Origin of the sequence: Enterobacter sp. BIDMC93, assembly GCF_001037805.1 — a bacterium.
Classification (GTDB): domain Bacteria; phylum Pseudomonadota; class Gammaproteobacteria; order Enterobacterales; family Enterobacteriaceae; genus Enterobacter; species Enterobacter hormaechei_C.
This window is the reverse complement of the sequence record NZ_KQ089962.1, coordinates 1,490,374-1,511,032: the sequence shown is the minus strand read 5'-3', so window position 1 is coordinate 1,511,032 and position 20,659 is coordinate 1,490,374. Positions and strand designations below refer to the sequence as shown.

Here is a 20,659-nt window from a genome sequence, read left to right as displayed (position 1 = left end):
AGGCTGACCGAATGCACTATGCGCCTGCCGCCAGCAGCAGGTCTGCGATCGCGTTGAAGCCTTTTTCCCGCGCCAGTTCGAGCGGGGTTTTACCGTATTTATCGGTCATGTGCGGGTTCGCGCCGTGATCGAGCAGCAGCTTCACAATTTCCTGCTGCTTTGCGCCGCCGTCGTTTAATACGATGGCCTCCAGCAGCGGCGTCCAGCCGACAAAATTGGTGTGGTTGACGTTGATGTCGGTTTTTTCCAGCAGCTCACGCACGATTTCAACGTGCCCTTTTTCACTGGCAGGGGTAATGCCCACGCCGCCAAAGCGCGTCAGACGATCGAGATCCGGATTTGCCGGAAGGACAATGCGCAGCAGGGTTAAATCATTGGTCAGGCAGCCGATCAGGAAGGGGTTAAAACAGGTCTGGTCCTGTTTATCGATATCCGCCCCGGCGGCAATTAAAAACTCCACACAGGCGTAATGCTTTTTCAGGCTGGCAATAATAATGGCGGTTCTTTTCTGGCGGTTGGTCGCGTTAATATCCACGCCTTTCTCCAGGCAGGCTTTTAGCGCGTCGATATTGCCCTCTTCTGCCGCCAGCAGAAATTCTGTAACCAGTGCAGTTGCAGACATATTCAGACTCCCTATGTTTCACTTCTGATGACCTGAGAATAGCAACAGCCTGGTCATAAAAGAATCCGCTTAAAAATGATTCATCGACACGCAATTCATTGTTGAGTTAAATTCAACAGTCCTGGAGAAATGTGCGTCTGTGCAACCTTTTTCTTATGTTTTACCGCTTTTACGCGCTTCAGGCTGCATTATCCTTATGGCTGAAAAAGCCTTACACAGCGCGGATCTACGTAAAAATCCAGAACTGTGATCGACATCAACTATGATGTAACGCCGCTGTTAAAATATGTTCAAAACTGATGGTCACCAGGAGCCATAATATGAATTCCATCTTTACCGAAGAGAATTTGCTGGCCTTCACCACCGCGGCACGTTTTGGCAGTTTTAGCAAAGCGGCTGCCGAGCTGGGCGTGACCACCTCCGCCATCAGTTACACCATCAAACGCATGGAGACCGGACTGGACGTGGTGCTGTTTGTACGCAACACGCGCAGCATTGAGCTGACCGAATCCGGTTTTTATTTTTATCGTAAAGCGACCGACCTGCTGAATGACTTTCATGCCATCAAGCGCGGGATTGATACCATTTCTCAGGGCATTGAGACGCGGGTGCGCATCTGCATAAATCAGCTTTTGTATACGCCACGCCATACCGCGCGTTTGCTCCAGGTGCTGAAAAAACAGTTTCCCACCTGCCAGATCACAGTGACGACCGAGGTGTATAACGGCGTCTGGGATTCCATCATTAATAATCAGGCCAATATCGCCATTGGCGCGCCGGATACGCTGCTGGACGGCGGCGGCATTGATTACACCGAGATAGGGGCGATCCGCTGGGTATTTGCCATCGCGCCCACGCATCCGCTGGCGTTCGCCCCGGAGCCCATTTCCGAAAGTCAGCTGCGTCTGTATCCCAATATCATGGTCGAGGACACCGCGCATACCATCAACAAGAAGGTGGGCTGGCTGCTTCACGGTCAGGAGGCGATTCTGGTGCCGGACTTCAACACGAAATGCCAGTGTCAGATCCTGGGGGAAGGTATTGGCTTTTTACCGGAATATATGACGCGTGAGGCGGTGGAGGACGGGCTGCTGGTAACGCGGCGGATCAATAATCCTCGTCAGGATTCGCGCATGCTGCTCGCCACGCAGCATGCGGCGACCGGTCAGGTCACGCGCTGGATCAAACAGCAGTTTGGCCCGGAAGGCGTGCTGACCCGGATCTACAGTGACTTACTGTGGCGTACCTAGCTCTTCGTCTGAACCCAAAACGCGTGGATAAGACCGGGGAAGTAGCCCAGGATGGTCAGAAGGATATTCAGAATAAACGCCCAGCCCAGCCCCTTGCCAAGCAGCACGCCCAGCGGCGGGAGAATAATCGTAAAAACAACGCGCCAAAAACCCATAAAAAACTCCGTGCAAGCTAACCAATTGAAAATTATAAAAGACACTTCTCTAAGCGTAGCCAGTTTACGGTTAACTGCCATGCGTCTCTCGCGCTTTTACCTGCCTTTACCCTCTTTACACTGGCTTAAACCCCCGCCTTAAATGCTCTACTGTTCTGAAATTGACGGTAAGGAAACGCAATGTCTCTTCCTCTTATTTCGCCGCAGCAGGCAAACGCGCTGATTGCTGAAAGTGATGCCGTGGAACCGACGTACCTGATAAGGAGTATCTGAAAGATTAGGCTGTACCCCGCCCCCGGACGTGGGCTATGGTGAAGATCATGACAATGATGAGGAGGTGCTATGTTTTCTGTCGGTGATTATGTCCAACCGCGTCAGGGCGGTCCGAAACTGAAAGTGCTCGAAGTGAATGGTGAAAACATTGTGGCTGTGCAGGCCAGCAATGAGCAGGGCGAGAAATATCACCTGAAAGCGGCGGACGTGGTTCTGTACTCCGAAGAAGGTGACTTTGGCGTCTGCTAAGTCAATAAACGGGCGGAATACACCGCCCGAATAATCATCAGATCAGGAAATCGTCCAGCGATTTACCGTTTGCCAGTGCGGTTGCAATTGGCTTTGGCGTACGCCCCTGGCCGGTCCAGGTTTTTTCTTCACCGTTCGCGTCAGTAAAACGATATTTCGCCGCACGCGCTTTACGTTTTTTCGTCGGCTGACCCGCCTGCGCCAGATCACTGCCTAACAGATCGCTCGGAGAAATACCGTCAGCTTTCATTAGTTCCAGCAGAGCATTAATTTTATCCTGCTGTTCAGCGCGTTGACGCTCTAATTCAGCCTGCTCGCTGCGTTTTTCTTCAGTGACAATCCGGAATTTTTCCAGCACATCTTCCAGAACATCCATGGATAATTCACGTGCCAGCGCCCGGAGGGTACGAATATTATTAAGATTCTGTAACGTTAAAGCCATAATAATGAAAAACCTTTCTTCGTGTGTATAACATAAATCAGGCAACAGAATAATTGATTTTTGTTCTGATATCTACCCACCCTGACGTTTTGACATTATTGTAAATGTTTTAGAATATCCCGTTAATATAACCCCGAAATATATGTCTGTTTTAATGCGTAATATACCGCCCTTCCCCAGGCCAAAAACCCCTGTTTAAAACAGTTCAAAAAACCGCCTCCACTCTCCCACACAACAGAGGTTTTACACGCGCACTGATAAACTAATCCGTTGATTTATTTTAATAAAATATGGACAAGGAGAGAAAATAACGAAGCGCGCAAAAAACGCACAACTTTAGAGAATTTTATGGCTAAAGCGCCAGCAAATAAAAATTAATCACTACTTGTTAGTTAAAAGCCAGAGAGATACGCTATACACTCATAACAAACCAACCTAAAGCACTAAAGGCCGCAGGTAAAACGCCACTTTTTTGTCCTGTTCGAGGAGTTCAGACATGTTCTCACCGCAGTCTCGCCTGCGCCATGCGGTAGCGGATACGTTCGCGATGGTCGTTTACTGTTCCGTCGTGAATATGCTGATTGAAATTTTCCTGTCGGGAATGTCCTTTGAGCAATCCCTCTCGTCGCGCCTGGTGGCCATTCCGGTGAATATCATGATTGCCTGGCCGTACGGCCTGTATCGCGATGCAGTGATGCGTTTAGCCCGGCGTATTAGCCCGGCGGGTTGGGTAAAAAACCTGGCGGACGTGCTGGCTTACGTGACGTTCCAGTCCCCGGTATATGTGGTTATTTTGCTGACGGTGGGCGCAGACTGGCATCAAATCGCCGCTGCGGTAAGTTCAAATATCGTGGTATCTATGCTGATGGGTGCGGTGTACGGTTACTTTCTTGACTACTGCCGCCGCCTGTTTAAAGTCAGTCCTTATAGCCAGGCAAAAGCGTAAGGTAAGGCGACTGGCTCAGGCCAGTCGCAGAGTTATTGTACGTCGCCAAACAGCCCTTTCAGGAACCGCTCCAGCGCCATACGCGAGCTGAAACCGTGCGGAATACCATAATGTTCATGCGTCTCGCCGCCTAAATAGAGCGGAAATTGCTGATAATGATCGCAGGTTTTAATATCCGAGGCGGGCTCAGCAAATGACAGGCTTCTGTCTTTGAGTGTCGGGTGAATAATGAGAGCAGTACGCCCCATTCTGGCTTCACGGTTGACGTAAACATAATTCTCACCACGGCGATATCCGTACGCTTTTGATGTTACCTCATCCATGGTGAACCCTTCTTTTTCAAGAACGCGCGCCACCTCATCGGGTCGTAAATACATATCTTTTCCTCATTATCATTCCTGCCCGGCAACCTTACAGTATTCAGCATTAGCAGGGCTTTCAGAATATTCCATAAACTGCCCGATAAGCCGTGACTCGCTTCAGATATTACATTTCTGGACTAAACTAAACGGGAACACAAATTATGGAGGATCGTATGTTTAACAGACCGAACCGAAACGATATTAATGACGACACACAGGATATTCGTAACGATGTCAGCCAATTAGCGGACACGCTGGAAGCCGTATTGAAATCCTGGGGCTCTGACGCGAAGGACGAAGCAGATGCCGCGAAACGTAAGGCTCAGTCTCTGCTGCGTGAAACGCGGGCAAGGATGAATGGCCGCTCACGTACCACTCAGGCGGCCTGCGACATGGCCAGCTGCGCCACCACCTTCGTACGTGAAAAACCACTTTGTACGCTGGGAACGGTCGCGGCGGTCGGGATTTTTGTCGGCGCCCTGCTTAGCCTGCGTAAGTAAGCGCGCGTTCTCAGCCCCGGTCGCCTCAGGCGCCGGGGCTTTTCTTTGCCTGACAGCCTGAAAAACCCGCACAGCCCGCCCTGCCCCGCCAGGCTCATCGTTGGGGCCTTATTAATCTGTATTTCCCATATCTTGTGTGGTTGAAACTTATCGCAACTACATCTAGTATTCCCTTTAGAAAGACACACACAACATGACGCGTTTACTCGCGCCGTTCTCTCATTCTAAATGGAAATACGAATCATGAGCATTATTATTTACACTCGTAACGATTGTGTTCAGTGCCACGCCACGAAACGGGCGATGGAGAGCCGCGGCGTGGCATTTGAGATGGTCAATATTGATCAGGTACCCGACGCGGCAGACACCCTGCGGGCGCAGGGTTTCCGTCAGCTTCCGGTTGTCGTTGCCGGCGACACCAGCTGGTCTGGCTTCCGTCCGGACATGATCAACCGCCTTGCCGCTCAGGGCGTCAGTGCATGAGCACGCTGGTCTACTTTTCCAGCAGCTCGGAAAACACGCTTCGGTTTATGGAGCGTCTCGGGCTGCCCGCGATACGCATTCCGCTGAACGAGCGGGAGCGTATTCAGGTAGACGAACCCTACATTCTGGTGGTGCCCAGCTATGGAGGTGGCGGCACCGCAGGGGCTGTGCCTCGTCAGGTGATCCGCTTTCTAAACGATCCCCATAACCGGCAGCTGATTCGCGGCGTGATCGCCGCAGGCAATCGCAACTTCGGCGAGGCCTTTGCCCGCGCCGGGGATGTCATCTCTCAAAAATGCGGCGTGCCGTATCTCTATCGTTTTGAACTGATGGGGACACAGCAGGACGTAGAGAACGTGCGTAAAGGAGTGAACGAATTTTGGCAACGACAACCGCAGAACGCGTGATTCAGGCGACGCCGGATTACCACGCATTAAACGCCATGCTAAACCTCTATGACCGCGAGGGGCGCATTCAGTTTGGCAAAGATCATGAGGCGGTGGACGCCTTTTTTGCCGCTCATGTACGCCCGAACAGCGTCGTCTTTGGCAGCCAGCAGGAACGTCTCGACTGGCTGGTAAAAGAGGGTTATTACGAAGAGCGTGTCCTGACACGCTACGACCGCGCCTTCGTGGTGGCATTGTTTGAACGGGCGCACGCCAGCGGTTTTCGCTTCCAGACGTTTCTCGGCGCGTGGAAGTATTACACCAGCTACACCCTGAAAACCTTTGACGGCAAACGCTATTTAGAAAGCTTTGAAGATCGGGTGGTGATGGTGGCGCTGACGCTGGCGCAGGGCGATGAAGCGCTAGCCGAAAGACTCACGGAGGAGATCCTCTCCGGTCGCTTCCAGCCCGCCACGCCAACGTTCCTTAACTGTGGGAAAGCCCAGCGCGGCGAACTGGTCTCCTGCTTCCTGCTGCGTATTGAAGACAATATGGAGTCGATTGGCCGTGCGGTGAATTCGGCGCTACAGCTTTCGAAACGCGGCGGCGGCGTGGCGTTTCTGCTTTCGAACCTGCGGGAAGCGGGCGCGCCGATTAAGCGCATCGAAAACCAGTCTTCCGGCGTCATCCCGGTGATGAAGATGCTGGAAGATGCCTTCTCATACGCCAACCAGCTTGGCGCACGTCAGGGCGCGGGTGCGGTTTATCTGCACGCGCACCACCCGGACATTCTGCGTTTTCTGGATACCAAACGTGAAAACGCCGACGAAAAGATCCGCATCAAAACCCTGTCGCTCGGCGTGGTGATCCCGGATATCACGTTTAAGCTGGCTAAAGAGAATGCCGACATGGCGCTCTTCTCACCGTATGACGTTGAGCGGATTTACGGCAAAGCCTTTGGCGACGTGGCGATAAGCGAGCTGTACGACGAGCTGGTGGCCGACGATCGCATTCGCAAAAAAACCATCAACGCCCGCGATTTCTTCCAGACGCTGGCTGAAATTCAGTTTGAGTCCGGCTATCCGTACATCATGTACGAGGACACGGTGAACCGCGCGAACCCGATTGCCGGGCGCATCAACATGAGCAATCTGTGCTCGGAGATTTTGCAGGTCAACAGCGCGTCCAGCTACGACGAGAACCTCGACTACGCGGACGTGGGCAAGGATATCTCCTGTAACCTCGGGTCGCTGAATATTGCCCATACCATGGATTCACCCGATTTTGGCCGCACGGTAGAGACCGCCATTCGCGGGCTGACGGCGGTATCGGACATGAGCCACATCCGCAGCGTACCGTCCATTGAGGCGGGCAACGCTGCGTCGCATGCCATCGGCCTTGGGCAGATGAACCTGCACGGCTATCTGGCGCGGGAGGGCATCGCCTACGGTAGCCCGGAAGGGCTGGATTTCACCAACCTTTATTTCTACACCATCACATGGCATGCGCTGCATACCTCGATGATGCTGGCGCGCGAACGCCACCAGCGGTTCGCAGGCTTTGAGCAGTCCCGCTACGCCAGCGGAGAGTATTTCAGCCAGTACCTGGAAGGCGACTGGCAGCCGAAAACCGAAAAAGTACGCGCGCTGTTTGCCCGCGCTGGCATCACCCTGCCGACGCGTGAGATGTGGCAACAGCTGCGTGAAGAGGTGATGCGCTACGGCATTTATAACCAGAACCTTCAGGCGGTGCCGCCAACCGGCTCCATTTCCTATATCAATCACGCCACGTCGAGCATCCACCCCATCGTGTCGAAGATTGAAATCCGTAAGGAAGGCAAAACCGGGCGTGTCTACTACCCTGCCCCGTTTATGACCAACGAGAATCTGGCGCTGTACCAGGACGCCTATGAGATTGGCCCGGAAAAGATCATTGATACCTACGCCGAGGCGACTAAACATGTGGATCAGGGGCTGTCACTGACGCTCTTCTTCCCGGACACCGCCACCACGCGGGATATCAACAAAGCGCAGATCTACGCCTGGAAGAAAGGCATCAAAACGCTGTACTACATTCGCCTGCGCCAGCTCGCGCTGGAAGGCACCGAAATTGAAGGCTGCGTGTCCTGCGCGCTGTAAGGAGAAAGGATGAAACTGTCACGCGTAAGTGCCGTTAACTGGAACAAAATTCAGGATGATAAAGACCTGGAGGTCTGGAACCGCCTGACCAGCAACTTCTGGCTGCCGGAAAAGGTCCCGCTCTCCAACGATATTCCGGCCTGGCAAACCCTGAGCCATGCCGAGCAGCAGCTGACAATCCGCGTCTTTACCGGCCTGACGCTGCTGGACACCATTCAGAATACCGTGGGTGCGCCCGCGCTGATGAGTGATGCGCTGACCCCGCACGAAGAGGCGGTAATGTCGAATATCAGCTTTATGGAGGCGGTCCATGCCCGCTCCTACAGCTCGATTTTCTCCACCCTGTGCCAGACCAGAGACGTGGACGCGGCCTACGCCTGGAGTGAAGAGAGCGCGTCATTGCAGCGCAAGGCAGATCTGGTGCTGGAATATTACCGGGCCGACGAGCCGCTGAAGAAGAAGATCGCCAGCGTGTTCCTGGAATCTTTCCTCTTCTATTCCGGCTTCTGGCTGCCTATGTACTGGTCGAGCCGGGGCAAGCTCACCAACACCGCCGATTTGATTCGCCTCATCATCCGCGATGAAGCGGTACACGGGTATTACATCGGCTATAAGTATCAGAAAGGGCTGGAGAAAGTCAGCGCGGAAAAACGCGAGGAACTCAAAGGTTTTGCCCTCGATTTACTGATGGATCTGTATGACAACGAGCTGAGCTATACCGAAGAGCTGTACGCCGGAACGGGCTGGGAAGAGGACGTAAAAGCCTTCCTCTGCTATAACGCCAACAAGGCGCTGATGAACCTGGGCTACGAAGCGTTATTCCCACCAGAAATGGCGGAGGTGAACCCGGCGATCCTCGCGGCGCTGTCGCCCAACGCCGATGAAAACCACGACTTCTTTTCCGGGTCCGGCTCGTCGTACGTGATGGGTAAAGCGGTGGAAACGCAAGACGAGGACTGGGATTTTTAATGAATGAATTAACGTTCATTAATTAACTCTGCATTTCATTATTTCCAGCCGAATATTCCACTACGTACTACACTGTAATTTCCCCGTCATATTCGCCTGAATCACACCGATTCAGGCGAAATTTCCCGATGCAGCAGCAAAAAATTGAGAAAAATTCAAACCGCCCTCAGCCCTTTATTCATGGGAAATTCAGCCGTTTCGCTTGCGGCAAAATTCCGCCCTCAGGCCGGTCCAGGGTTGTCTCAGATTCTGAGTATGTTAGGGTAATGCCAGTTAACTATTTACCATGGTAATCATATCGACATAAACAAATAACAGGACACTCTCTATTGCATGGCAATTAAATTAGAAGTGAAAAATCTTTATAAAGTATTTGGCGAGCACCCGCAGCGCGCATTCAAATATATTGAGAAAGGCCTTACGAAAGAGCAAATTCTGGAAAAAACCGGGCTATCGCTTGGCGTTAAAGACGCCAGTCTGGCCATTGAAGAAGGCGAGATTTTTGTCATCATGGGATTATCCGGTTCGGGTAAATCCACTATGGTTCGCCTTCTCAATCGCCTGATTGAACCCACCCGCGGACAGGTGCTGATAGACGGCGTGGATATCGCCAGAATATCAGACGCAGATCTCCGCGAGGTGCGCAGAAAGAAAATTGCGATGGTGTTTCAGTCATTTGCACTGATGCCGCACATGACGGTACTCGATAATACCGCCTTTGGCATGGAGTTAGCCGGCACGCCCGCTCAGGAACGTCAGGAAAAAGCCCTTGATGCACTGCGTCAGGTCGGGCTGGAAAATTATGCTCATGCGTATCCGGATGAACTCTCCGGCGGTATGCGTCAGCGTGTGGGATTAGCGCGCGCATTAGCGATTAATCCGGACATCTTATTAATGGACGAAGCCTTCTCAGCGCTCGATCCCTTAATTCGCACCGAGATGCAGGATGAGCTGGTAAAATTACAGGCCAAACATCAGCGCACCATTGTTTTTATTTCTCACGATCTGGATGAAGCCATGCGTATTGGCGACCGTATCGCCATTATGCAAAATGGTGAAGTGGTGCAGGTCGGCACACCGGATGAAATTCTCAATAATCCGGCGAATGATTATGTGCGCACCTTCTTCCGCGGCGTGGATATTAGCCACGTATTCAGTGCGAAAGATATTGCCCGTCGAACACCAAACGGCATTATTCGTAAAACGCCAGGTTTTGGCCCGCGCTCCGCGCTGAAGCTGTTGCAGGACGAAGACCGTGAATACGGTTATCTGGTTGAACGCGGCAATAAATTTGTCGGCGTGGTCTCCATTGACTCTCTGAAAACCGCCCTGAGCGAAAACCAGGGAATCGATGCGGCGTTGATTGACGCTCCGCTTGCCGTGGACGCCGAAACGCCGCTCAGCGAGTTGCTCTCTCACGTGGGTCAGGCGCCGTGCGCCGTGCCGGTCGTCGGTGAAGAACAACAGTACGTTGGCATCATCTCAAAACGGATGCTGCTACAGGCTTTAGATCGCGAGGGGACAAACAATGGCTGATCAATCAAACCCATGGGGCACCACTGAAGCAGCGGACAGCGCGGCGCAATCTGCCGATGCGTGGGGGTCGACGCCTGCGCCTGCCGATGGCGGCGGCGCGGCAGACTGGCTCAACAGCGCACCAGCGCCTGCCCCAGAGCATTTCAATATTATGGATCCGTTCCACAAGACGCTGATCCCGCTGGATAGCTGGGTAACGGAGGGGATCGACTGGGTCGTTACCCACTTCCGTCCGGTGTTCCAGGGGATCCGCATCCCGGTGGATTACATCCTGAACGGCTTCCAGCAGCTGATGCTGGGCATGCCCGCGCCGGTGGCGATTATCCTGTTCTCGCTGATCGCATGGCAGTTCGGCAGCGCGGGTATGGGGATCGCCACGCTCATCTCCCTGATTGCCATCGGCGCGATTGGCGCGTGGTCTCAGGCGATGATCACCCTGGCGCTGGTGCTGACCGCCCTGCTGTTCTGCGTGGTGATCGGCCTGCCGATGGGGATCTGGCTGGCGCGCAGCCCCCGGGCCGCGAAGATTATTCGCCCGCTGCTGGATGCGATGCAGACCACGCCAGCGTTCGTTTACCTGGTGCCTATCGTCATGCTGTTCGGCATCGGTAACGTACCGGGGGTGGTCGTGACCATTATCTTCGCCCTGCCACCGATTATTCGCCTGACCATTCTGGGCATTAACCAGGTGCCTGCGGATCTGATAGAGGCATCGCGCTCGTTCGGCGCCAGCCCGCGTCAGATGCTGTTTAAGGTTCAGCTTCCGCTGGCGATGCCGACCATTATGGCAGGTGTTAACCAGACGCTGATGCTGGCGCTGTCGATGGTGGTGATCGCCTCGATGATTGCCGTTGGCGGGTTAGGTCAGATGGTACTGCGCGGCATTGGCCGTCTCGATATGGGGCTGGCGACCGTCGGCGGCGTCGGGATTGTGATCCTCGCCATCATTCTTGACCGCCTGACCCAGGCTGTCGGTCGTGATTCACGTAGTCGCGGCAACCGTCGCTGGTACACCACCGGCCCTGTCGGGTTACTCACCCGCCCATTTACAAAATAAGGAACAACGATGCGACATAACGTACTTTTTGCCACAGCGTTTGCGACCCTTGTCTCCACCAGCGCAGTTGCCGCTGACCTGCCGGGCAAAGGCATTACCGTGCAGCCGGTGCAGAGCACCATTTCGGAAGAGTCCTTCCAGACCCAGATTGTCAGCCGTGCGCTGGAGAAACTGGGCTATACGGTGAATACCGCCAGCGAAGTGGATTACAACGTGGGCTATACCTCCATTGCCTCCGGTGACGCCACCTTTACCGCCGTGAACTGGCAGCCGCTGCACGACGACATGTATGCCGCCGCAGGCGGTGACAAGAAATTCTACCGCGAAGGCACCTTTGTGACCGGCGCTGCGCAGGGATATCTGATCGACAAGAAAACCGCCGATAAATATCACATCACCAATATTGAACAGCTGAAAGATCCGAAGATCGCAAAACTGTTTGATACCAACGGTGACGGTAAAGCCGACATGATGGGCTGTTCGCCGGGCTGGGGCTGTGAAGCGGTGATTAACCACCAGAACAAAGCCTTCGATCTGGCGAAGACCGTCGACGTGAGCCACGGCAATTACTCTGCGATGATGGCCGACACCATCGCCCGCTTTAAAGAAGGCAAGCCGGTGATCTACTACACCTGGACGCCGTACTGGGTGAGCGACGTGCTGAAGCCGGGCAAAGACGTGGTGTGGTTGCAGGTGCCCTTCTCCTCCCTGCCAGGCGAGCAGAAAGATATCGACACCAAACTGCCAAACGGCATGAACTATGGCTTCCCGGTGAACACCATGCATATTGTGGCGAACAAAGCCTGGGCCGAGAAAAACCCGGCGGCGGCGAAGCTGTTCTCGGTGATGAAACTGCCGCTGGCAGACATTAACGCCCAGAACGCGATGATGCACGCGGGTAAATCATCCGAAGCTGATATCAAAGGCCACGTGGATGGCTGGATCAAAGCCCACCAGCAGCAGTTCGATGGCTGGGTGAAAGAGGCGCTTGAGGCGCAGAAGTAAAACATTTTCCCTCACCCTAACCCTCTCCCAGGGGAAGAGGGAACGATGACCACCCTCTCCCCCTGGGAGAGGGTCGGGGTGAGGGGATCAAACCGCCCCCAACCTTAACCGCACAATCCACCACGTAACAATTCCCCAACATTCACCATCATTGGTTATTATGTTTCCGGAAAAATAATCACTTAACTCACGATTCCTGAAACTAATGACAAAAACAACTCAAGGGCTTAGCCCCGCACTCATCCTTTTAATGTCCGTGGCAACGGGTCTGGCCGTCGCCAGCAACTATTACGCACAACCACTGCTCGACACCATCGCACGCGCCTTCGATCTTTCAGCCAGCTCCGCCGGGTTTATTGTCACCGCCGCACAGCTCGGCTATGCGGCCGGGCTGCTGTTCCTGGTGCCATTAGGCGATATGTTTGAGCGCCGGATGCTTATCGTCTCCATGACGCTGCTGGCGGCGGGCGGGATGTTGATCACCGCCAGCAGCCAGTCGTTAACGATGATGATTATCGGCACCGCGCTGACGGGGCTGTTCTCGGTGGTGGCGCAAATTCTGGTTCCCCTCGCCGCGACGCTGGCTTCCCCGGAAAAACGCGGCAAAGTGGTCGGCACTATCATGAGCGGCCTGCTGCTGGGCATCCTGCTGGCGCGAACCGTTGCCGGGCTGCTGGCGAGCCTCGGCGGCTGGCGCACCGTTTACTGGGTGGCGAGCGTGCTGATGGTTATCATGGCGCTGGCCCTGTGGCGCGGCCTGCCAAGGGTGAAGCAGGAAAATCACCTGAACTATCCGCAGCTCCTCGCCTCCGTTTTCAGCCTCTTTACCCGGGATAAACTCCTGCGCACGCGCGCCATTCTGGGGTGTCTCACCTTCGCTAACTTCAGCATCTTATGGACGTCGATGGCGTTTCTGCTCGCCGCACCGCCGTTTAACTACTCAGAAGGCGTGATTGGCCTTTTCGGGCTGGCAGGCGCGGCTGGCGCACTGGGCGCGCGCCCGGCGGGTGGGCTGGCCGACAAAGGCAAATCTCATATGACCACCTCCGCAGGGCTGGTTTTACTCCTGCTCTCCTGGGCGGCCATCTGGTACGGACACGTCTCCGTGCTGGCGCTGATTGTCGGTATTCTGGTGCTCGACCTCACCGTGCAGGGTGTACATATCACCAACCAGACCGTGATTTACCGCGTGAAGCCGGATGCCCGTAACCGTCTGACGGCCGGGTACATGACCAGCTACTTTATCGGCGGCGCGGCGGGCTCGCTAATCTCAGCCTCCGCCTGGCAGCACGCGGGCTGGACGGGCGTATGCGCCATCGGCGCCATCGTCGCGGCGATAAATCTGCTGGTATGGTGGCGCGGCTATCACCGTCAGGAAGCAATTCACTAAGTTTTACATTGCTTTGGGCCCCCTGGGGTGTAAAGGGGGCCTGCATCTGTTAAGGTAACGGTAATCATTTATCCCAGAAATTTTACTGTGGGTGACATATTTACTACCGGCATGAATAGTTCAGACCCCTGTCCTCACATCCCCTCTTTCGCGGGTACACACCCCACGCTCTCTGTGCTCACCGGGTCACGGATTTACCCGGCGCTTTCTGATGGTGACATACGTTTGGCGGATATAACCGCACAAATAATTCATTTACATTATTTGTCACTGTCGTTACTATATCGGCTGTAATTAATGAGGTTATGCCCAAAATGGATAGTTCGTTTACGCCCATTGAACAAATGCTTAAGTTCCGCGCCAGTCGTCATGAGGACTTCCCGTATCAGGAAATCCTGCTGACCCGCCTGTGCATGCACATGCAGGGTAAGCTGCTGGAAAATCGTAACAAGATGCTGAAAGCGCAGGGGATTAACGAGACGTTGTTTATGGCGTTGATTACGCTGGAGTCTCAGGAAAATCACAGCATTCAGCCGTCGGAACTGAGCTGTGCGCTGGGGTCATCCCGTACCAATGCGACCCGTATCGCGGATGAACTGGAAAAGCGCGGCTGGATTGAACGCCGTGAAAGCGATAACGATCGCCGCTGCCTGCATCTGCAACTGACCGAGAAAGGTCACGAATTCTTGCGCGAAGTGCTGCCACCGCAGCACAACTGCCTGCACCAGCTCTGGTCTGCCCTCAGCACCGCCGAGCGCGACCAGCTTGAGCACATTACTCGCAAGCTGCTCACCCGTCTGGACCAGATGGATGAAGACGGCGTCATCCTTGAGGCGCTGCGCTAACGCGACGATCCGCTCAACATTCCAGATTGCTAAAAAGAAAAACTGACAGGCCAGCACGTGAAACTGCTGGCCTTTCTGACAACAGGTCGGCTCAGCCGATGTGAAAATAAAAAGATCGTGGAGAACAACAATGAGCGCAAATGCGGAGAACACCCTCCCGCAGCAACCGGCCAACAAAAAGGGCAAACGTAAGAGCGCCCTTATTCTGCTGACCTTGCTCTTTATTATTATTGCCGTGGCATATGGGATCTATTGGTTTTTAGTCTTGCGTCATGTTGAAGAGACAGACGATGCATACGTGGCAGGGAATCAGGTTCAAATCATGGCCCAGGTGTCAGGCAGCGTGACGAAAGTCTGGGCTGATAACACCGACTTTGTGAAAAAAGGCGATGTGCTGGTCACGCTCGACCCGACCGACGCCCAACAGGCGTTTGAAAAAGCACAGACGGCGCTGGCCTCCAGCGTTCGCCAGACCCGCCAGCTGATGATCAACAGCAAGCAGCTTCAGGCCAATATCGACGTGCAGAAAACGGCCCTGGCTCAGGCGCAGAGCGACCTCAATCGTCGTGTTCCTCTCGGCACCGCCAACCTGATTGGCCGTGAAGAGTTGCAGCACGCCCGCGACGCGGTGGCCAGCGCACAGGCGCAACTGGACGTGGCGATCCAACAGTACAACGCTAATCAGGCGATGGTGCTGGGTACCTCTCTGGAAAACCAGCCAGCGGTGAAACAGGCGGCGACCGAAGTGCGTAACGCATGGCTTGCCCTGCAACGTACCAAAATCGTCAGCCCGATGACCGGCTACGTTTCCCGTCGTTCCGTACAGCCAGGGGCGCAGATTAGCACCACCACGCCGCTGATGGCGGTCGTTCCGGCAAACAATCTGTGGGTCGATGCGAACTTCAAAGAGACCCAGCTGGCGCATATGCGTATCGGCCAGACCGCGACCGTGGTCAGCGATATTTACGGCGATGACGTCAAGTACACCGGAAAAGTGGTCGGTCTGGACATGGGGACCGGCAGCGCGTTCAGCCTGCTGCCTGCACAGAACGCCACCGGCAACTGGATCAAAGTGGTACAGCGCTTGCCTGTGCGTATCGAGCTGGATCCTAAGCAGCTGGCAGACCATCCGCTGCGAATTGGCCTTTCCACGCTGGTGACGGTCGATACCGCCAACCGCGACGGTCAGATCCTCGCAAGCCAGGTGCGCAGTACGCCAGCTTATGAAAGTAACGCCCGTGAAATTAGCCTCGATCCGGTCAATAAGCTGATCGATGACATCGTGAAGGCAAACGCCGGTTAAGCCGAAGGTGAGCGTTATGCAACAGCAAAAGCCGCAAAAACCGCTGGAGGGGGCGCAGCTGGTCATTATGACCATTGCGCTGTCGCTGGCGACATTCATGCAGGTGCTGGACTCCACCATCGCAAACGTGGCGATCCCTACGATCGCCGGGAACCTTGGCTCATCGCTGAGCCAGGGGACCTGGGTCATTACCTCGTTCGGGGTGGCGAACGCCATCTCCATTCCCATCACCGGCTGGCTGGCGAAGCGCGTCGGTGAAGTGAAGCTGTTCCTCTGGTCGACGATCCTGTTCGTGCTGGCCTCCTGGGCCTGCGGCATGTCCAGCAGCCTGACGATGCTGATTTTCTTCCGCGTCATCCAGGGGATTGTCGCCGGGCCGTTGATTCCGCTGTCGCAGAGTTTGCTGCTGAACAACTATCCGCCCGCCAAGCGCTCCATCGCGCTCGCGCTGTGGTCGATGACGGTGATCGTCGCCCCAATTTGCGGGCCAATCCTCGGCGGCTATATCAGCGATAACTATCACTGGGGCTGGATCTTCTTCATCAACGTGCCCATCGGTGCGCTGGTGGTGCTGATGACGCTACAGTCTCTGCGTGGTCGCGAAACGCGGACCGAACAGCGGCGGATCGACGGCATCGGGCTGGCACTGCTGGTTGTCGGCATCGGCAGCCTGCAAATCATGCTCGACCGCGGCAAAGAGCTGGACTGGTTTGCCTCTACGGAAATCATTGTGCTGACGGTGGTCGCCGTGGTGGCCATCAGCTTCCTGATTGTCTGGGAGCTGACGGACGATAATCCGATAGTCGACCTCTCGCTGTTTAAATCGCGAAACTTCACCATCGGCTGCCTCTGTATCAGTCTCGCCTATATGCTCTACTTCGGCGCGATTGTTCTGCTGCCGCAGCTGTTGCAGGAGGTGTACGGCTATACCGCAACCTGGGCGGGGCTGGCCTCCGCGCCGGTGGGGTTAATTCCGGTTCTGCTGTCGCCGATTATTGGCCGTTTCGCCCATAAGCTCGACATGCGCAGGCTGGTGACGTTCAGCTTCATCATGTACGCCGTGTGCTTCTACTGGCGCGCGTATACGTTTGAACCGGGAATGGACTTTGGCGCCTCCGCGTGGCCGCAGTTTATTCAGGGCTTCGCCGTAGCGTGCTTCTTTATGCCGCTGACCACCATTACGCTTTCCGGCTTACCGCCTGAGCGGATGGCGGCGGCATCGAGCCTGTCGAACTTCACCCGTACGCTGGCGGGCTCCATCGGGACTTCGATCACCACCACGCTGTGGACCAACCGGGAATCGATGCACCATGCTCAACTCACCGAAGCGGTGAACCCGTTCAACCCTAACGCTCAGCAGATGTATAGCCAGCTTGAGGGGATGGGGATGACGGAGCAGCAGGCGTCCGGCTGGCTTGCCCAGCAGATCACCAACCAGGGGCTGATTATCTCGGCAAACGAGATTTTCTGGATATCGGCGGGGATCTTCATCGTCCTGCTGGGGCTGGTGTGGTTTGCCAAACCACCGTTTGGGGCCGGTAGCGGGGGCGGTGGGGCGCACTAGCCCTGTGCACGGGTTGCCGGGTGGCGGCTACGCCTTACCCGGCCTACGATCGTAGGCCCGGTAAGCGCAGCGCCACCGGGCAACAATCGCCCCCCTTGTCCAAAACGCGACAGCGATTGTCAGTTCCGATAAAGCAGCGCGCCTGAAATCGATTCACGATAGTGAAAAGACAACAGGAGCGCACCATGCTGAACACACCCGCCGACAAATACCAGCCTTACCCCACCCTTTCGTTGCCCGACCGCCGCTGGCCGGAGCAGATTATCACCCGCGCCCCGCGCTGGCTCTCGACCGACTTACGCGACGGTAACCAGGCGCTGGCCGAGCCGATGGACAGCGCGCGCAAGCTGCAATTCTGGGATCTGCTGCTGAGCTGCGGGTTTAAAGAAATCGAAGTCGCCTTCCCGTCCGCCTCGCAGACGGACTTCAATTTTGTGCGTCAGCTTATTGAGGAGAACCGCATCCCGGATGACGTCACCATTCAGGTGTTAACGCAGGCGCGGGACGATCTTATCCGTCGCACTTTCGACTCCCTGCGCGGTGCGAAACAGGCCACCGTCCATCTGTATAACGCCACCGCCCCGCTGTTCCGCCGTCTGGTATTCGGCATGGAGAAAGCGCAAATCGTCGAGCTGGCGACGCGCGCGACGCGCCTGATTCGTCAGCTGTGTGAAGAGAACCCTGACACCCGCTGGCAGTACGAGTACTCCCCGGAAACCTTCTGCTTTACCGAACCGGAGTTTGCGCTGGAGATTTGTGAAGCCGTAGCGGAGATCTGGCAGCCGTGCGCGGCGCGTCCGATGATCGTCAACCTGCCCGCTACCGTCGAAGTGAGCACGCCGAACGTCTATGCCGACCAGATCGAGTATTTCTGCCGCCACTTCAGCCGCCGCAGTGACGTCTGTATCAGCGTGCACCCGCATAACGATCGCGGTACCGGCGTCGCCAGCGCAGAGCTGGCCGTCATGGCCGGGGCTGACCGCGTGGAGGGCTGCCTGTTTGGTAACGGTGAGCGCACGGGCAACGTCTGCCTGGTGACGCTGGCGATGAACCTCTACAGCCAGGGCATTAGCCCGAATCTGGATTTCAGTGATATGAATCGGGTGGTTGAAACGGTAGAAACCTGCAACCAGCTGCCCGTCCATCCGCGCCATCCGTGGGCGGGTCGTCTGGCTTACACCGCCTTCTCCGGCTCGCACCAGGATGCCATCAAGAAAGGTTTCGATGCCCGTAAGCCTGGCGAACGCTGGGAGATGCCCTATCTGCCCGTCGACCCGCAGGATATTGGCTGTACCTATGAAGCGGTGATCCGCGTGAACAGCCAGTCAGGAAAAAGCGGAAGCGCCTGGCTTATTGAGCAAAACCACGGCCTGAAATTGCCTCGCGCCCTGCAACAGGATTTTAGCCAGCACGTGCAGCAGGAAACGGATAACCATGGAAAAGAGATGACGCAGAATGCGCTCTGGCAGCTGTTCCGCGCCCGCTACGGCCTGGTGGCGAGCCCGCCATTAGCGCTGCAATCGTACCGCAGCGACAGCCAGCAGGACGGCCAGCTGCGGCTGACGGCAAGCGTCGCCACGCAAGGGGGCACCCGCCAGCTGGAAGGCCAGGGAAACGGTTTGCTCTCCGCCGCCGCTCACGGCTTAAGCCGCTGGATCAACGCACCGTTTGTGATCAAGGATTATCACGAACATACGTTAGGCGAACGCAGCGACAGCCGCTCGGTGGCCTATATCCGCTGCCTGTTCCAGGATGGGACCAGCCGCTGGGGCGTGGGCATCGACAGCGACGTGGCACGCGCGTCGATTCAGGCGCTTTTTAACGCGGTCAGTCGTTCCTGAAGTAATCGCTGGGTGAGAGACCCATTACCCGGCGAAACATTGCCGTAAAGGCGCTGTGGCTGCCATACCCCAGATCCAGCGCCACGCGTAATACCGGCTGGCCCTGCGCCAGCCGCACTAAGGCTTCCAGCAGTCGCGCCCTTCTCACCCACTCGCCGTAGCTCAGGCCTGTCTGCTGCTGAAAATGGCGGTTCAGCGTGCGTTCGCTCATCCCCACAATACCTGCGGCCTGGGCGCTGCTCCAGCTTTCTCCCGGGGCCATTCGAATCTGCTGGCAGAGGTGGCGCAGCGCTTCGCTTTCCGGCTCGGGCAGGTGAAACGGCAGTACCGGCATGAGGCGAATTTCATCGAGGATCAGCTCATAAACACGTTCATCGCGGCTTCCGGGTGCGTAAGATTCAGGAAGCGTAAGGGAGGTCAGGATCAGCTCGCGCAGCAGGGGCGAGATCTGCACGATCTGGCAGGTCGCCGGAAGATCGGCGCGCGCCAGCGGGTCGATAAACAGCGTGCGGGCAGCAACGTTGCCGGTGATGCGCAAGGCGTGCTGCGTACCCGCAGGTAGCCAGACGCCGCGACCGGGCGGCACCACCCAGCAGCCGGATGCGGTATCGACCCGCACGACGCCGGTGAGGCTGTGCAGGAGCTGCGCGCAGTCGTGCTGATGCCACGGCTCGCTGTCGCCATGAGCATAATCATGCGAAAACGGCACAAGCGGGCGATGGGTAAAGGAGAAGGTGGTGGTTGTCGTCATCAGGATTGTAGGCCCGGTCAGCGAAGCGCCACCGGGCATCCACAGGCACGATACTAAATGTGCAGTTCCTGAAGTTTTTCTTTTGGCAGGGCCAGCTCGTCATTGCTGTTTACACGAACATCACGTTCGATGATATGACGGGCAATCTCCTGAGCTTCTTCCAGAGAGTGCATCTGGTAAGTGCCGCACTGGTAAACGTTCAGCTCAGGGATCTGGTTCTGCTCTTTCACCTTCAGCACGTCTTCCATCGCCGCTTTCCACGCATCCGCGACGCGTTTCTCATCAGGCTGACCAATCAGGCTCATGTAGAAACCGGTGCGGCAGCCCATCGGAGAGATATCGATGATCTCCACGCCGTTGCCGTTCAGGTGGTCGCGCATGAATCCGGCGAACAGGTGTTCCAGCGTGTGAATGCCTTTCTCTGGCATCACTTCTTTATTGGGCACGCAGAAGCGCAGGTCGAAAACGGTGATCGTGTCGCCGTGCGGCGTGTTCATGGTCTTCGCCACGCGGACTGCTGGTGCTTCCATACGGGTATGGTCGACAGTAAAGCTATCTAATAACGGCATACGTCACCTCCGATAGTGATTTT

At 55.8% G+C, this 20,659-nt stretch carries 22 protein-coding genes; 16 read left to right on the top strand and 6 right to left on the bottom strand.

Annotation, left to right across the window (positions count from 1 at the left end; all coding sequences use genetic code 11):
• Window positions 1-16 precede the first annotated feature (16 nt).
• A complete protein-coding gene (locus SK58_RS07180) occupies window positions 17-622 on the bottom strand; it encodes an ankyrin repeat domain-containing protein (RefSeq protein ID WP_015571649.1) in 606 nt (201 codons plus the stop codon).
• Window positions 623-942: 320 nt separating this feature from the next.
• On the opposite strand from SK58_RS07180, the gene SK58_RS07175 reads away from it, so the two are divergent.
• Window positions 943-1,872, top strand: a complete 930-nt coding sequence (locus SK58_RS07175) for a LysR substrate-binding domain-containing protein (RefSeq protein ID WP_015571650.1) — start codon at window positions 943-945, stop codon at window positions 1,870-1,872.
• On the opposite strand, the gene SK58_RS07170 is transcribed toward SK58_RS07175, so the two are convergent.
• Complete coding sequence (locus tag SK58_RS07170) at window positions 1,869-2,027, bottom strand: YqaE/Pmp3 family membrane protein (RefSeq protein WP_003862203.1); 159 nt, start codon at window positions 2,025-2,027, stop codon at window positions 1,869-1,871. The two genes, SK58_RS07175 and SK58_RS07170, sit on opposite strands and share 4 nt — an antisense overlap.
• Window positions 2,028-2,369: 342 nt before the next feature.
• Here SK58_RS07170 and SK58_RS07165 point away from each other — a divergent pair, with 342 nt between their 5' ends.
• The gene (locus SK58_RS07165) at window positions 2,370-2,549 is read left to right on the top strand and encodes a YodC family protein (protein WP_006811690.1); all 180 of its coding nucleotides are present in this window, start codon (window positions 2,370-2,372) and stop codon (window positions 2,547-2,549) included.
• Window positions 2,550-2,586: 37 nt separating this feature from the next.
• Here SK58_RS07165 and stpA read toward each other — a convergent pair whose 3' ends face one another.
• Window positions 2,587-2,991 carry a DNA-binding protein StpA gene (stpA, locus tag SK58_RS07160; protein ID WP_048219578.1) on the bottom strand — a complete coding sequence of 135 codons (405 nt, stop codon included), beginning with the start codon at window positions 2,989-2,991 and terminating at the stop codon, window positions 2,587-2,589.
• 496 nt (window positions 2,992-3,487) lie between these two features.
• On the opposite strand from stpA, the gene alaE reads away from it, so the two are divergent.
• Window positions 3,488-3,937 carry an L-alanine exporter AlaE gene (gene alaE, locus SK58_RS07155; protein ID WP_015571653.1) on the top strand — a complete coding sequence of 150 codons (450 nt, stop codon included), beginning with the start codon at window positions 3,488-3,490 and terminating at the stop codon, window positions 3,935-3,937.
• Window positions 3,938-3,969: 32 nt separating this feature from the next.
• Here alaE and SK58_RS07150 read toward each other — a convergent pair whose 3' ends face one another.
• The gene (locus tag SK58_RS07150; protein WP_006811693.1) at window positions 3,970-4,314 is read right to left on the bottom strand and encodes a DUF2002 family protein; all 345 of its coding nucleotides are present in this window, start codon (window positions 4,312-4,314) and stop codon (window positions 3,970-3,972) included.
• A 158-nt stretch (window positions 4,315-4,472) separates the two neighbouring features.
• Between SK58_RS07150 and SK58_RS07145 the strand changes: the two genes are divergently transcribed.
• The 13 genes from SK58_RS07145 (at window position 4,473) to leuA (ending at window position 19,316) form a co-directional block, all read left to right on the top strand.
• Window positions 4,473-4,799, top strand: coding sequence for an ElaB/YgaM/YqjD family protein (locus tag SK58_RS07145; RefSeq protein WP_017382769.1), 327 nt, complete (start codon window positions 4,473-4,475; stop codon window positions 4,797-4,799).
• 243 nt (window positions 4,800-5,042) lie between these two features.
• Window positions 5,043-5,282: a glutaredoxin-like protein NrdH gene (gene nrdH / locus SK58_RS07140; RefSeq protein ID WP_017382770.1), complete on the top strand. Its 240-nt coding sequence runs from the start codon at window positions 5,043-5,045 to the stop codon at window positions 5,280-5,282.
• Entirely contained in the window at window positions 5,279-5,689 is a 411-nt protein-coding gene (nrdI, locus tag SK58_RS07135; protein ID WP_015571656.1) for a class Ib ribonucleoside-diphosphate reductase assembly flavoprotein NrdI, read from the top strand. The genes nrdH and nrdI overlap by 4 nt, the downstream gene beginning before the upstream one ends.
• Window positions 5,662-7,806 (top strand): class 1b ribonucleoside-diphosphate reductase subunit alpha, encoded by a 2,145-nt coding sequence (gene nrdE / locus SK58_RS07130; protein ID WP_032669334.1) that lies wholly within the window; start codon window positions 5,662-5,664, stop codon window positions 7,804-7,806. The genes nrdI and nrdE overlap by 28 nt, the downstream gene beginning before the upstream one ends.
• Window positions 7,807-7,815: 9 nt before the next feature.
• Window positions 7,816-8,775: a class 1b ribonucleoside-diphosphate reductase subunit beta gene (gene nrdF, locus SK58_RS07125; RefSeq protein ID WP_017382773.1), complete on the top strand. Its 960-nt coding sequence runs from the start codon at window positions 7,816-7,818 to the stop codon at window positions 8,773-8,775.
• Window positions 8,776-9,108: 333 nt separating this feature from the next.
• Window positions 9,109-10,311 carry a glycine betaine/L-proline ABC transporter ATP-binding protein ProV gene (gene proV / locus SK58_RS07120; RefSeq protein ID WP_015571658.1) on the top strand — a complete coding sequence of 401 codons (1,203 nt, stop codon included), beginning with the start codon at window positions 9,109-9,111 and terminating at the stop codon, window positions 10,309-10,311.
• Complete coding sequence (proW, locus tag SK58_RS22830; protein WP_015571659.1) at window positions 10,304-11,368, top strand: glycine betaine/L-proline ABC transporter permease ProW; 1,065 nt, start codon at window positions 10,304-10,306, stop codon at window positions 11,366-11,368. The genes proV and proW overlap by 8 nt, the downstream gene beginning before the upstream one ends.
• A 9-nt stretch (window positions 11,369-11,377) precedes the next feature.
• Complete coding sequence (proX, locus tag SK58_RS22825) at window positions 11,378-12,373, top strand: glycine betaine/L-proline ABC transporter substrate-binding protein ProX (protein ID WP_017382774.1); 996 nt, start codon at window positions 11,378-11,380, stop codon at window positions 12,371-12,373.
• Between the two features lie 205 nt (window positions 12,374-12,578).
• Entirely contained in the window at window positions 12,579-13,763 is a 1,185-nt protein-coding gene (locus tag SK58_RS07105; RefSeq protein ID WP_023304299.1) for an MFS transporter, read from the top strand.
• Window positions 13,764-14,077: 314 nt separating this feature from the next.
• On the top strand, window positions 14,078-14,608 hold the full coding sequence (gene emrR / locus SK58_RS07100) for a multidrug efflux transporter EmrAB transcriptional repressor EmrR (RefSeq protein ID WP_017694792.1): 531 nt from the start codon (window positions 14,078-14,080) through the stop codon (window positions 14,606-14,608).
• A gap of 130 nt (window positions 14,609-14,738) precedes the next feature.
• Complete coding sequence (gene emrA, locus SK58_RS07095; protein ID WP_017382776.1) at window positions 14,739-15,911, top strand: multidrug efflux MFS transporter periplasmic adaptor subunit EmrA; 1,173 nt, start codon at window positions 14,739-14,741, stop codon at window positions 15,909-15,911.
• Window positions 15,912-15,927: 16 nt separating this feature from the next.
• Window positions 15,928-17,475 carry a multidrug efflux MFS transporter permease subunit EmrB gene (gene emrB, locus SK58_RS07090; RefSeq protein WP_006811709.1) on the top strand — a complete coding sequence of 516 codons (1,548 nt, stop codon included), beginning with the start codon at window positions 15,928-15,930 and terminating at the stop codon, window positions 17,473-17,475.
• A gap of 185 nt (window positions 17,476-17,660) precedes the next feature.
• On the top strand, window positions 17,661-19,316 hold the full coding sequence (gene leuA, locus SK58_RS07085) for a 2-isopropylmalate synthase (RefSeq protein WP_032649278.1): 1,656 nt from the start codon (window positions 17,661-17,663) through the stop codon (window positions 19,314-19,316).
• Here the strand turns inward: leuA and SK58_RS07080 are convergent.
• Complete coding sequence (locus SK58_RS07080) at window positions 19,303-20,067, bottom strand: AraC family transcriptional regulator (protein WP_003862181.1); 765 nt, start codon at window positions 20,065-20,067, stop codon at window positions 19,303-19,305. The two genes, leuA and SK58_RS07080, sit on opposite strands and share 14 nt — an antisense overlap.
• Before the next feature lie 53 nt (window positions 20,068-20,120).
• Window positions 20,121-20,636 carry an S-ribosylhomocysteine lyase gene (gene luxS / locus SK58_RS07075; RefSeq protein ID WP_017382778.1) on the bottom strand — a complete coding sequence of 172 codons (516 nt, stop codon included), beginning with the start codon at window positions 20,634-20,636 and terminating at the stop codon, window positions 20,121-20,123.
• Window positions 20,637-20,659 lie beyond the last annotated feature (23 nt).